Genomic DNA, 13,101 nt, shown 5'->3' on the forward strand with positions numbered 1-13,101 from the left:
GACGAACAGGAAGGCGCCTGACAGTAAAAAATCCTCACCGGGCGGCTTGATGAAACCGCCAGGCGAGATGAGCGGATCAGATATCCCAGATCAGGTTGACCGCAAAGTTGCGACCCGGCTGGGTCAGACGGTCGAGGTTGGCCGGTTGGGTCACCGAGGCTTCGCCGACGCTGTCGTAGCCGCGCACGTCATCCCACAGCCAGTACTTCTTGTCGGTGAGGTTGTAGACGCCGCCGCTGACAGTCACGTCGTCGGTCACCTTGTAGAACGCGCTCAGGTCCAGAATGCCGAAACCGGGCGTCTTGAACTGGGTGCTGGTGCCGTCCGGGGTTTTGAAGCTGGTGCTGTCGACGCGATCCTTCTTCTTCACCAGGGTCCAGCTGAGCAAGCCACCGTAGGTGTCCTGGTCGTAGCCGAGGCCGAATACGCCGGTCAGCGGGTTGACGCTGTTGAGCGGCTCGCCGTTGTCGTCGTTGCGACCGTAGGCATAGGCCACCGAGCCCTGGGTGTAGAGGCCTTGCGGCGCGCCGAAGGCGTCGAGGTTCAGGCGTCCCTTGACCTCGGCACCCTTGATGGTGGCGTGCTTGATGTTGTTGCTCTGGAAAGTCAGCTCGTCGTAACCGGGGGTAACGGCGTCTTCGTTAATGAAGTCGCGGTATTTGTTGTAGAACACGGCTACGTCAAACGAGCCCTGCTCGAAGTTGCCGCGCAAACCCGTCTCGTAGCTTTTGCTTTTTTCCGGTTCCAGATTCGGGTTCGGCTCCACGCGGTAGCCGGTGGTGGTGTTGTCGAAGCGGCCGTACAACGCCTTAGCGGTCGGGGTACGGAACCCTTCGGCATACTGGCCGTACCAGGTGTAGTTGTCGGTCAGGGCGTAGGTCAGGCCGAACTTGGGCGAGACTTTATGCCAGGTTTTGTTGTCGTCGCTGACGGTGCCGCGACCATCGGCGGAAACGGTATTGAGGAATTCCTGGGTGATGTGCGGCTTGAGCTCGGTGTAGTCGTAGCGCAGACCGGGCAGGAAGGTCCATTTGTTCCAGCTGATCTCGTCCTGGGCGAACAGGCTGTAGGTGTTGATGGTCGGGTCCGGGAAGTCCGTGGCCTTTTTCAATACGTCGCCCGGGCTTACCGCGCCGATGGCAGTGCAACCACGACCGACTTGCAGGCAGGTGCCGTTGCCGCTACGCGAGCCGGTGACTTTCTGCTGCTTGATGGTGGTGCCGTAGGTCAACAGGTGCTCGGTGTCGGCAATGCTGAAGCCTTTATCCAGTTGGGCGTCAAACACCCACTGCTTTTCTTCGTAGATCGTGTCCCGGGTGCGCAGCACTTTGCGGGTGATCGGGAAGTAAACCTCTTCGGTACTCTGATCAGTCTTGGCGATCTGGTGGTTCAGGCTCCACTTGACGTTGTCCACCAGCAGGCTGTCGAGGGCGAAGCTGTGTTCCAGGCCGAAGCGCTCACGGGTGATGGTGTCGTTACCGGTACGTGACTGGTACATGCCGCCGGGCAGCACATTGGCGGGAATGGTCGGCTGGCCAGCGAAGAAAGGGCCGCCGTAGGCGCTTTTCTGGTCGGTGTCGCGGTCGTCCTTGTACTTCTCGTAAACCAGACCCAGACGCGCATCGTCTTTATAGTCCCAGCCGAGCTTGGCCAGAACGTTAGTGGTGCGCACATCTTCCGGATTGGCCGCAGTGCGGGCCAGGCCGGTGCCATTGTTGTTGCCGTAGGATTCGGTTTCGTGGCCGTTGCGCTGGCTGAAGTGCAGCAAGCCGTCGAACTGTTCGGCGCGGCCGGCGATAGTGGCGGACTTGAGCCAGCTCTCATCGGCCGAGCTGTAGCCGGTCTTCAGGCGTGCGCCGAAGTCCTGGCCTGGCTTGATGATGTCGTCAGGGTCGAGGGTGAAATAGCTGACCGCGCCGCCGATGGCGTTGCTGCCATACAGCACTGAGGCCGGACCGCGGAGGATTTCCACGCGTTTGACGATTTCCGGGTCAACGTAGTTGCGTTGGGTCTTGGCGTAGGGGCCGTTGAAGAAACCATCCGGGATTTCCACCCCATCGACCTGGGTCAGAATCCGGTCGCCGTCGATGCCTCGGATGTTGTAGCCACTGATCCCGCCACGGGTGCCAGTGCCACCCACCGAAACACCCGGCTCGTAACGCACCAGTTCCTTGATGGTATTGACGTTGTTGCGGTCGAGTTCTTCGCGAGTATGAACGGTGACGGTGCTGGGTACGCTATCTACCGATTGTTCCTGCCGCGTGGCGCTGATGGTCACCTGCTGCAGGTTGAGCGTGCTGCTACCACTGCGCTTTTCCAGAACGATGCTGTTGTTGCCCAGTTTGCGATAGCCCAGGTTGGTCCCCACCAACAGGCGATCCAGGGCTTTCTCCGGCGACAGGGAACCGCGTACTCCCGGCGAGGCCACACCTTGTGCCAGCTCCGACGACACGCCGATCTGCCAGCCCGTTACGGTGGTAAAGGCATTGAGTGCCGACACCAGTGATTGCTGGGGAATGGCGAACGAGTAGTCGCCCATTTTGCGGGTCGACTGCTCGGTGGCGGTGGCGGCCATGAGCGGTGCGGTACCGGCCATCAGGATGGCGGCGGTCAGCAGCGACAGCACGCGGGAAGGTGTAGGGGCTTGGCGGGTAAGGCGAGGGGACATCGATAGCGCTCCGTGTCGCACGAATCTTTATAGGTGCTGATTGGCATGGTGAGATGCGAATCAATTGCATTGGCTATAACGAGACGTACGGGGTTTGGCTATCGAGTAAAAATAATTCTCATTCAGTTCAGGATGACCAGCGCCGGGAATTCCTGGAGCCGGGCCGAGGTGATGTGGGCCAGGGAGCGAACCACGTCCAGCGGCTGATCGAGACGGTAGTTGCCGGTCACGGTGACATCGGCCAACTGTTCGTTGTTGTTGATGATCCAGCCCGGGTAGTAGCGGCGAAGTTCTGCCAGAACCTGGTTCAGCGGACAGTTCTCGAACACCAGCCGTCCCTGGACCCACGCCAGGTCGGTGGCGGCATCCAGCTTGGCCGGGCGGTCGAAGCCGTTGGGGCCGATGCGAATGCTTTCCCCGGCGGACAAGCGTACCCGCGCGTCATCCCGAGTGGCGCGCAAGTCGACGTCGCCGCGCTGTACCCGTACCTGCGCCACGCCGTCCAGGTAACGCACGGCAAATGCGGTATCGCGAACGCTGGCCGTGACCGGGCCGGCGTCGATTTCCAGTGGTTGGCCGCGATTGGCCTGCACTTCGAAAAACGCTTCGCCCTGATACAGGCGGGCAACACGTTGCTGGTCGTTGATGGTGCTTGAGAACGCCGAATTGGTATTGAGCAGAACCCTGGAACCGTCCTCCAGTTGCAGGCGCTGGCGTTCGCCGACCACAGTCAGGTGATCGGCCTGCAGGCGCATCGGCAAACTGCTGAAACTGAACAGCCCGAGCAGCAGCACGGCGGCGGTGGCCAGTGGTTTCCAGTGCGGGCGCAGACGGGCGAGGACAGTGACTTTCGCCGGACGGGCGGCCAGGCTTTGCGCGCATTGCGCCACTTGCGGGCCGTCCCAGATCGCCTGGGCCTTGGCGAACGCCTGGGCATTCAACGGATCGGCGTCGAGCCATGCCTGGAATTGGCGGCTCTGCTCCTCGTCGGGACTGCCGAGCACAATCAGCCAGTCCAGGGCCTGGTCCATCGCGCTTGCGGGGTCCTGCGCCGATGAAGGCTCGGGGGAGCGGTGGTTGTCCGTCACGGTGTTTCCTCGGCAGTGTCTGTGCACGGCTGTTTTTTTAGTGAAGCGTAAAAGTGGGCCAAGGGTAGCAAAGCCCGATGATCAGCGCAGTCGGTCCAGGTAAGCGCAGGGCCTTGGCGCTCAGTTGGCGTTCAAGCGATCGGCAACCCCGATGCAGATCGACATGATCAGTTTGAGTTCTTTCTGCACGGTGCTGAGGGACACGTTCAACTCCTCGGCGATTTCCTGGTAACTGTGCCCGTGCAGGCGGCTGAGGATGAAAATCCGCTGTTGGCGGGTGCTGAGTTCACTGAGGCTCACGTTCAAACGCTCCAGCAATTGTTCGGCGTGGGCGGCGTCTTCGGCGCTGCTGGTGGCGGCGGCGATGCTGTGCATCACCTCCTGCGGCACGTCGTCGACCATGGTGCGCGAATGGATGCGTCGCGCGCGCAAATGGTCCAGCGCCAGGTTGCGCGCCGTCTGGAAGACAAAGGGCTCAAGATGATCGATGGCCCGTTCGCTCAATGCCCGGGTCACCCGCAGGTAAGTTTCCTGCAAGAGGTCTTCAGCGGTGCTGTGATTGTTGACCATCCGCTCCAGCGTGCGCAGCAGGGAGGTGCGCTGGGTGAGGAAAACGTGGTTGAAGCGCGACTGACTCACGGGAGAACCTGATCCATTTCGAGTAGATGATAATGCTTATCATCTACTCGAGTGGTCAAGCACTGATTTGTGACGCTTTACGCGCGACCTTGCAAATAGGTGGCGTAATCGGGAATCCGATGGAGGTGCGCCTGATCCATCAGCGGGCTGCTGAGCAGGTAGTCGGCGCTGCATTCGTTACACGCCACCGGGATGTTCCACACTGCCGCGACCCGCAGCAACGCCTTGATATCCGGGTCGTGGGGCTGTGGCTCGAACGGGTCCCAGAAGAACACCAGCATGTCGACCCGCTGCTCGGCGATTTGCGCACCGAGCTGCTGGTCGCCGCCCAGTGGCCCGCTGATCATGCTTTGCACCGGCAGATCGAGGCGTTGTTGCAACAACAACCCCGTGGTGCCGGTGGCGACCAGATCATGCTGGGCCAGTCTGTCTTTTTGCCGTTCGGCCCAGTCCAGCAAGAACACCTTGCAGTGGTCATGGGCAACCAGGGCGATACGCTTGCGCGCCGCCATGGTCTTTTGCGTAAAGCTGATGCCGATCATCGATGCTGGCTCCAGAAATGACACGTACCCTGTAGGAGCGAGCTAGCTCGCGATGGACTGTAGAACACCGCGGGGCATCAGGTTCCCCGCGTTATCGTTCACGACCATCGCGAGCAAGCTCGCTCCTACAAGACCGGGGGCGTGCTGCTTATTCTGCGTTGCACAGCGCCAGGCAGTTATCGAGCATGCGGTTGGAGAAGCCCCACTCGTTGTCATACCACGCCAGTACCTTGAGCAGCTTGCCGCTGGATTTGGTGTGGTTGGCGTCGAAGATCGACGACAGCGGGTTGTGGTTGAAGTCGCTGGAGACCAGCGGCAGGGTGTTGTACCCAAGGATCTTCGAGTGCTGGCTGGCTTCTTTCATCAGCGTATTGACCTCATCGGCCGACGCTTCGCGCTTGAGCTGCACCGTCAGGTCCACCAGCGACACATTGATGACCGGTACGCGCACCGACATGCCGGTCAATTTGCCCGCCAGTTCCGGCAGCACCAGGCCCACCGCTTCAGCAGCACCGGTCTTGCTCGGGATCATGTTCTGGGTGGCCGAACGGGCGCGGTACGGATCGACGTGATAGACGTCGGTCAGGTGCTGGTCGTTGGTATAGGCGTGAATGGTAGTCATCAGACCGCTTTCGATGCCCAGCTCGCGGTGCAGCACCTGGGCCACCGGGGCCAGGCAGTTGGTGGTGCACGACGCGTTGGAAATGATCTGGTGCGATTGGCGCAGAATGTCGTGGTTCACCCCGTAGACGACAGTGGCGTCGGCGCCTTTGGCCGGTGCAGAGATAATGACTTTGCGCGCGCCCGCCGTAATATGCGCGGCGGCTTTGGCCCGGTCGGTGAACAGACCGGTGCATTCGAACACCACATCAATCTTTTCCGCGGCCCAAGGCAAGTCGACCGGGTTGCGGATGGCACTGACCGAAATGCGGTCGCCGTTGACCGTCAGGCTCTCTTGGTCGTGCTGGACATCGGCATCGAATGTGCCGTGAACGGTGTCGTACTTGAGTAGATGAGCATTGATCGCGCTATCACCCAAATCGTTGATGGCGACAATCTGCAGATCCTGACGATAGCCCTGGGTATAGAGTGCGCGCAGGACATTACGGCCGATGCGGCCAAAACCATTGATTGCGATTCGAAGAGTCATAGTGCGGCGCTACCGTCGTTTTGTTGTTGGAATTACAAGATTATTCGTAAAAAAATAGAAAACAAGCCTTTTTGATGGCAATATTTTGTTCGATCTACAACGAGTGACCTGAATCAACTGGTCCGAATGGTCAAATAAACCGTCTGTCATCCCATCGACACCGGCCTTTGATCAGCATAGACAATCAGGTCGCCACATCCGTTAGCCTGGAGTTCTACACATGCATCCCCGCGTCCTTGAGGTCACTGAACGGCTTATCGCCCGCAGCCGCGCCACGCGTGAGGCCTACCTTGCATTGATCCGCGGTGCGGCCAGCGACGGTCCGATGCGCGGCAAGCTGCAATGCGCCAACTTCGCCCATGGCGTGGCCGGTTGCGGCAGCGACGACAAGCACAGCCTGCGGATGATGAACTCCGCGAACATCGCGATAGTTTCGTCATATAACGACATGCTCTCGGCACACCAGCCCTACGAAGTCTTCCCCGAACTGATCAAGAAGGCCTTGCGCGAAATCGGCTCCGTCGGTCAGTTCGCCGGTGGCACGCCGGCCATGTGCGATGGCGTGACCCAGGGCGAGCCGGGCATGGAGCTGAGCCTGCCGAGCCGCGAAGTGATCGCGTTGTCCACCGCCGTGGCGCTGTCTCACAACATGTTCGACGGCGCGCTGCTGCTCGGCATCTGCGACAAGATCGTGCCGGGCCTGATGATGGGTGCGCTGCGCTTCGGCCATCTGCCGATGATCTTCGTGCCGGGCGGGCCGATGGTGTCGGGCATTTCCAACAAGCAGAAAGCCGATGTGCGCCAGAAATACGCCGAAGGCAAGGCCACCCGCGAAGAGCTGCTGGAATCGGAAATGAAGTCCTACCACAGCCCTGGCACCTGCACCTTCTACGGCACCGCCAACACCAACCAGTTGCTGATGGAAGTCATGGGGCTGCATCTGCCGGGCGCGTCCTTCGTCAACCCGAACACGCCGTTGCGCGATGCCTTGACCCGCGAAGCCGCGCACCAGGTCACACGCCTGACCAAGCAGAACGGCGACTTCATGCCGATCGGTGAAATCGTCGACGAGCGTTCGCTAGTCAACTCGATTGTCGCGTTGCATGCCACGGGCGGCTCGACCAACCACACCCTGCACATGCCGGCCATCGCCATGGCGGCGGGCATTCAATTGACCTGGCAGGACATGGCCGACCTCTCCGAAGTCGTGCCGACCCTGAGCCACGTCTACCCGAACGGCAAAGCCGACATCAACCACTTCCAGGCTGCGGGCGGCATGTCGTTCCTGATCCGCGAACTGCTGGAAGCCGGGCTGCTCCACGAAAACGTCAACACCGTAATGGGCCACGGCCTGAGCCGCTACACCCAGGAGCCGTTCCTCGACAATGGCCAACTGGTCTGGCGTGAAGGCGTGACCGACAGCCTCGACGAAAGCATCCTGCGTCCGGTCGCCCGCGCGTTCTCGGCCGAAGGTGGCCTGCGGGTGATGGAAGGCAACCTCGGTCGTGGCGTGATGAAAGTCTCCGCCGTAGCCGTGGAAAACCAGATCGTCGAAGCGCCGGCCATGGTGTTCCAGGATCAGCAGGACCTGGCCGATGCGTTCAAGGCCGGTTTGCTGGAGAAGGATTTTGTCGCGGTGATGCGCTTCCAGGGCCCGCGCTCCAACGGCATGCCAGAGCTGCACAAGATGACGCCGTTCCTCGGCGTGTTGCAGGATCGCGGCTTCAAAGTCGCGCTGGTGACCGACGGGCGCATGTCCGGCGCGTCGGGGAAAATCCCGGCGGCCATTCATGTCAGCCCCGAAGCTTATGTCGGCGGCGCTTTGGCGCGGGTACAAGAGGGCGATATCATCCGCGTCGATGGCGTCAAAGGCACCCTGGAGCTTAAGGTGGACGCCGAAGAATTCGCAGCGCGCACGCCGGCCAAGGGCCTGTTGGGCAACAACATCGGCACCGGTCGCGAGCTGTTCGGTTTCATGCGCATGGCCTTCAGCTCGGCGGAGCAGGGCGCCAGCGCCTTTACTTCTGCCCTGGAGACGCTTAATTGAAACTGGCTTTGGTCGGTGACATCGGTGGGACCAACGCACGTTTCGCGTTGTGGAAAAACCAGCAGCTGGAATCGGTCCAGGTGCTGGCAACGGCAGATTTCCCCAGCCCTATCGATGCGATCAGCCTGTACCTTAATGGTCTGGGGCTGGCGCCGGGTTCGATCGGTTCGGTGTGCCTGTCGGTGGCGGGCCCGGTGAGTGGTGACGAATTCAGGTTCACCAACAATCACTGGCGCCTGAGCCGCAAGGGCTTTTGCCAGACCTTGCAGGTGGATCAGCTGTTGTTGGTCAACGACTTCTCGGCCATGGCCCTGGGCATGACCCGTCTGCAGCCCGGCGAATTCCGCGTGGTCTGCGAAGGCACGCCGGAGCCGTTGCGCCCGGCGGTGGTGATTGGCCCGGGTACCGGCCTGGGCGTCGGCACCTTGCTCGATCTGGGCGTCGGCCGTTTTGCCGCGTTGCCGGGGGAGGGCGGTCACGTCGATCTGCCATTGAGCAGCCCGCGTGAAACCCAACTCTGGCAGCACATCTTCAACGAAATTGGCCATGTCAGTGCGGAAACAGCCTTGAGCGGTGGCGGCTTGCCCCGTGTCTATCGGGCGATCTGTGCGGTGGACGGGCACACGCCTGTGCTCGACACACCGGAAGCCATCACCGCTGCCGGGCTGGCGGGCGACCCGATTGCCGTGGAAGTGCTTGAACAGTTCTGCTGCTGGCTCGGTCGCGTGGCCGGCAATAACGTACTGACCACCGGTGGACGCGGTGGCGTGTACATCGTGGGCGGGGTGATTCCGCGCTTTGCCGATTTCTTCCTCGAAAGCGGTTTCGCCCGCTGCTTCGCCGACAAGGGTTGCATGAGCGATTACTTCAAGGGGATTCCGGTGTGGCTGGTGACAGCGCCGTATTCCGGGTTGGTTGGCGCCGGAGTAGCCTTGGAGCAATCTCTCCCAGCTTGAAATACGATCAAAATGTGGGAGCGGGCTTGCTCGCGAATGCGGTTTTATATTCAACACATTCGTTGACTGACACACCGCTTTCGCGAGCAAGCCCGCTCCCACAGTTGTTTCTGTGGTGTTTGCAGTTTCGGTGCTTAAGGCATAATCCGCCCAATTCAAACAACAAGGACGCCGCCCGTGAGCTCAGTCAACAAGTCGATTTTGTTGGTCGATGACGATCAAGAGATACGCGAGTTGCTGGATACCTACCTGACCCGCGCCGGTTTCCAGGTACGTACCACGCCCGACGGTGCCGGCTTCCGCCAGGCGCTGAACGAGGCGCCGAGTGATCTGGTGATCCTTGATGTGATGTTGCCCGACGAAGACGGCTTCAGCCTGTGCCGCTGGATTCGCCAGCATCCGCGCCAGGCGCAGGTGCCGATCATCATGCTCACCGCCAGTTCCGACGAAGCCGATCGCGTCATCGGCCTGGAACTGGGCGCCGACGATTACCTGGGCAAGCCCTTCAGCCCACGGGAGTTGCAGGCACGGATCAAGGCGTTGCTACGCCGCGCGCAGTTCGGTCAGGAGCGCAGTGGCGGCGAGGTGCTGGCCTTCGATGACTGGCGGCTGGACATGGTCAGCCATCGGCTGTTTCACATCGACGGCGAAGAGGTGATTCTTTCGGGCGCCGATTTCGCGCTGCTGAAACTGTTCCTCGATCATCCACAGGAAATCCTTGACCGCGACACCATCGGCAACGCCACCCGCGGCCGCGAACTGATGCCCCTGGATCGCATCGTCGACATGGCGGTCAGCCGTTTGCGCCAGCGCCTGCGCGACACGGAAAAACCGCCACGGCTGATCCGCACCGTGCGTGGCAGCGGCTACCAACTGGCGGCCAACGTGGTTGCCAGCAATGGTCACTGAGGCTTTGCGCAAGCTCGCCGCCAAGGTGCCGATGCCGCGTTCGCTGCTCGGGCGGATGTTGCTGCTGACCCTGCTGGCGGTGTTGTTCGCCCAGGCATTGTCGAGTGTGATCTGGGTGTCGCAACTGCGCGCCACGCAGCTCGAGGGCCTGGTCACCAGTGCCCGCAGCCTGGCCCATTCAATGACCGCCAGCGTCAGTTATTTCCGTTCGTTGCCGGTGGCGTTTCGGCCCCTGGTGCTCGATCAATTGCGCAGCATGGGCGGCACCCGGTTCGTGGTGACGCTCAACGACAAACCCCTGGGCATGGAAGTGCTGCCCATCACCCCGCGTAAAGAGGCGGTGCTCAAGGCGGTTGACGAAGTGCTGCGCCAGTCCCTCGGCCAGGACACGGACATCTCGGTGACTTTCGTCAGCCCGGAAGACCTGCGCATCTTCAATGGCGGCCTGAAGCTCGATGAATTGCCACGTTCCTGGGCGCATTACGCGCTGACCCTGGAACCGGTGAACCCGCCAGTGCTGGTCACGCAGATCCAGATGGCACCGGGGGAATGGCTGTACATCGCTTCGCTGTTGCCCGAGCCCTACACCAGTCTTGAAGAGCAGGGCCTGCCGGCGCAGCAGGTGTGGTTCATCGTCCTGACCAGTAGCTTTTTGCTGTTGTTCATCGGCCTGCTGGTGCACTGGCAGAGTCGTCCGCTCAAGCGCCTGGCGCGGGCGGCGCGGGACCTGTCGTTGGGGGCCGACGTGGAACCGGTGGCCGAGGGCGGTGGCAGCGAAGTGGTCGAGGTCGGGCGCGCCTTCAACACCATGCGCGAGCGCATCAGCCGTTACCTGACCGAACGCAGCCAGTTGTTCAGCGCCATTTCCCACGACCTGCGCACGCCGATCACCCGCTTGCGCCTGCGGGTTGAATTGCTCGAAGACGAAACACTGCAAGCCAAGTTCGGGCGCGATCTGGACGAGCTGGAGTTGCTGGTCAAGGGCGCGTTGCAATGCGTGAAAGACACTGACATCCACGAGAACATCGAGCCGGTGGATCTCAACCATGTGCTCGATTGTCTGGTGGAGCCTTATCTCGCGCCGAACGGCAACGGCCGCGTGACCCAGCAGGGGCGGGCGCTGGCGGCGTACCCGGGCAAACCGCTGGCGCTCAAGCGCTGCATCGGCAACCTGATCGACAATGCGCTGAAGTACGGGCAGAACGCGCACCTGCACATCGATGACGACGAAAGCGCGTTCATCCTGCATGTCGATGACGAGGGGCCGGGCGTGCCGGAGCAGCGCCTGGAGCAGGTGTTCGAACCGCACTTCCGCCTGGCCGGGCAGCAGCAGGGTTACGGCTTGGGGCTGGGGATTGCCCGCAACATTGCCCATAGCCATGGTGGTGAGGTCAGCTTGCAGAATTTGCGTGAAGGCGGGTTGCGGGTAACGTTGCAGTTGCCCCGCTCAGTGGATTGACACCACCCTGTGGCGAGGGGGCTTGCCCCCGTTGGACCGCGAAGCGGTCCCAAAACCATCACCCACAGACTGCCTGTAAAAATCAGGTCGCTGATTTTACGACTGCTGCGCAGTCGGACGGGGGCAAGCCCCCTCGCCACAAGTATTTCACTCAATGTCTGTGTCCATTGTCACAGGCTGGTGACATAACCCACCCCCTTCGTTACAAGCCGACCTTCGTCCGTTGTTTATGCTGCCCCACAGTCATAACAACAAAAAAGGTACGCCATGGACACCTTCCAACCGGCCTTCAGCAGTTGGCTGAACGCACCTGCCCATCAGCAATGGCTCGCCACCGAAGGCTTGCGCCTGCTGACCTTCGCCAAGGCTTCGAAACTGCCTGAAGGCTTCGGCAACCTCGATGAAAAAGGCCGCCTCCCGCCTGATGCGCAAGCCCAGACCATGAACACCGCGCGCATGACCCACAGCTTCGCCATGGCCCATGTCCAAGGGCTGCCGGGCTTTGCCGAGCTGGTGGATCACGGTGTCGCGGCACTTCGCGGGCCACTGCGGGATGCGCTGCATGGCGGTTGGTTCGCGACTGCCGAACATCGCGACGGCAATACCGGCAAGAACGCCTATCTGCATGCCTTCGTCGCGCTGGCCGCCAGTTCTGCGGTGGTCGCGCAGCGCCCCGGTGCGCAAGCCTTGCTCGATGACGCGATCGATATCATCGACACTTATTTCTGGAGCGAAGAAGAAGGCGCGATGCGCGAGTCTTTCAATCGCGACTGGAGCGAAGAGGAGGCGTACCGGGGCGCCAACAGCAACATGCACGCCACCGAGGCCTTCCTCGCCCTGGCCGATGTCACCGATGACAACCGTTGGCTCAGCCGTGCCCATCGGATTGTCGAGCGCGTAATTCATGGCCACGCCGCCGCCAACGATTACCTGGTGATCGAGCATTTCGACCGCGCCTGGCAGCCACTGCGGGACTACAACCGCGACAATCCGGCCGACGGCTTCCGCCCCTACGGCACCACCCCGGGCCATGGTTTTGAGTGGGCGCGGCTGTTGCTGCACCTCGAAGCTTCGCGGGTGAAGGCCGGGATGCTCACGCCGGGCTGGCTGGTCACCGACGCGCAAAAACTGTTCGAGCACAATTGCCTCCATGGCTGGGATGTCGATGGCGCGCCGGGCATTGTCTACACCCTGGACTGGGACAACAAAGCGGTGGTCCGCCATCGCCTGCACTGGACCCATTGTGAAGCCAGTGCAGCCGCCAGTGCGCTGCTCAAACGCACCGGTGAAGAGCAATACGAACACTGGTACCGACTGTTCTGGGAATTCTGTGACAGTCATTTCATCGACCGCGAAGACGGCAGCTGGCATCACGAACTCGACCCGCTGAACCGTCCGAGTGCCGATATCTGGCCCGGCAAGCCTGATCTTTACCACGCCTGGCAAGCCGTGTTGATTCCGCGCCTGGCGCTGGCGCCGAGCATGGCCACGGTGCTGGCGCAGCCGTCCCAGAGCGGTTCTATGTAACCATGCGGTGACATTCGCGCATCCCTTCGTTACCTGCGAGGGGATATCTCCTGTTTAGAATCTTATGCAGCGCAAGCAACAGACTTGCATGCATAACAACAAGAAAGGTGCTCCTA

Annotated in this window: 10 protein-coding genes; 5 read left to right on the plus strand and 5 right to left on the minus strand. The window is 61.3% G+C overall.

The annotated features are described in order from the left end of the window. Positions 1-76: 76 nt before the first annotated feature. From AC1RS8_RS14240 to gap, 5 genes are all read right to left on the minus strand, one after another. Positions 77-2,668: a TonB-dependent receptor gene (locus AC1RS8_RS14240; RefSeq protein WP_489339124.1), complete on the minus strand. Its 2,592-nt coding sequence runs from the start codon at positions 2,666-2,668 to the stop codon at positions 77-79. 122 nt (positions 2,669-2,790) lie between these two features. Continuing rightward, the gene (locus tag AC1RS8_RS14245) at positions 2,791-3,756 is read right to left on the minus strand and encodes a FecR family protein (protein WP_429520450.1); all 966 of its coding nucleotides are present in this window, start codon (positions 3,754-3,756) and stop codon (positions 2,791-2,793) included. Between the two features lie 120 nt (positions 3,757-3,876). After that, on the minus strand, positions 3,877-4,395 hold the full coding sequence (locus AC1RS8_RS14250; RefSeq protein ID WP_349735187.1) for an RNA polymerase sigma factor: 519 nt from the start codon (positions 4,393-4,395) through the stop codon (positions 3,877-3,879). Between the two features lie 77 nt (positions 4,396-4,472). Further along, entirely contained in the window at positions 4,473-4,937 is a 465-nt protein-coding gene (locus AC1RS8_RS14255; RefSeq protein ID WP_057713543.1) for a methylglyoxal synthase, read from the minus strand. A gap of 148 nt (positions 4,938-5,085) precedes the next feature. Then, positions 5,086-6,087, minus strand: coding sequence for a type I glyceraldehyde-3-phosphate dehydrogenase (gene gap, locus AC1RS8_RS14260; protein ID WP_489339123.1), 1,002 nt, complete (start codon positions 6,085-6,087; stop codon positions 5,086-5,088). A 220-nt stretch (positions 6,088-6,307) separates the two neighbouring features. Here gap and edd point away from each other — a divergent pair, with 220 nt between their 5' ends. The 5 genes from edd to AC1RS8_RS14285 all read left to right on the plus strand — a co-directional run bounded on the left by edd (position 6,308) and on the right by AC1RS8_RS14285 (position 12,985). Continuing rightward, positions 6,308-8,134, plus strand: a complete 1,827-nt coding sequence (edd, locus tag AC1RS8_RS14265) for a phosphogluconate dehydratase (RefSeq protein WP_057713545.1) — start codon at positions 6,308-6,310, stop codon at positions 8,132-8,134. Continuing rightward, the gene (locus AC1RS8_RS14270) at positions 8,131-9,090 is read left to right on the plus strand and encodes a glucokinase (protein ID WP_489339122.1); all 960 of its coding nucleotides are present in this window, start codon (positions 8,131-8,133) and stop codon (positions 9,088-9,090) included. Before edd ends, AC1RS8_RS14270 begins: the two co-directional genes overlap by 4 nt. A 177-nt stretch (positions 9,091-9,267) precedes the next feature. Further along, positions 9,268-9,999: a response regulator gene (locus AC1RS8_RS14275; protein WP_008050538.1), complete on the plus strand. Its 732-nt coding sequence runs from the start codon at positions 9,268-9,270 to the stop codon at positions 9,997-9,999. A gap of 31 nt (positions 10,000-10,030) precedes the next feature. After that, a complete protein-coding gene (locus tag AC1RS8_RS14280; RefSeq protein WP_198530255.1) occupies positions 10,031-11,458 on the plus strand; it encodes an ATP-binding protein in 1,428 nt (475 codons plus the stop codon). Between the two features lie 267 nt (positions 11,459-11,725). Then, on the plus strand, positions 11,726-12,985 hold the full coding sequence (locus AC1RS8_RS14285) for a D-mannose isomerase (RefSeq protein ID WP_489339121.1): 1,260 nt from the start codon (positions 11,726-11,728) through the stop codon (positions 12,983-12,985). The last annotated feature ends 116 nt before the right edge of the window (positions 12,986-13,101 follow it).

This window comes from Pseudomonas sp. GW821-FHT12A04, from assembly GCF_058807755.1.

Coding starts and splice junctions, on each gene's coding strand:
- AC1RS8_RS14240 (WP_489339124.1), bottom strand. CDS start 2,668: ATGTCCCCTCGCCTTACCCGCCAAGCCCCTACACCTTCCCGCGTGCTG.
- gap (WP_489339123.1), bottom strand. CDS start 6,087: ATGACTCTTCGAATCGCAATCAATGGTTTTGGCCGCATCGGCCGTAAT.
- AC1RS8_RS14285 (WP_489339121.1), top strand. CDS start 11,726: ATGGACACCTTCCAACCGGCCTTCAGCAGTTGGCTGAACGCACCTGCC.
- AC1RS8_RS14255 (WP_057713543.1), bottom strand. CDS start 4,937: ATGATCGGCATCAGCTTTACGCAAAAGACCATGGCGGCGCGCAAGCGT.
- AC1RS8_RS14280 (WP_198530255.1), top strand. CDS start 10,031: ATGCCGCGTTCGCTGCTCGGGCGGATGTTGCTGCTGACCCTGCTGGCG.
- edd (WP_057713545.1), top strand. CDS start 6,308: ATGCATCCCCGCGTCCTTGAGGTCACTGAACGGCTTATCGCCCGCAGC.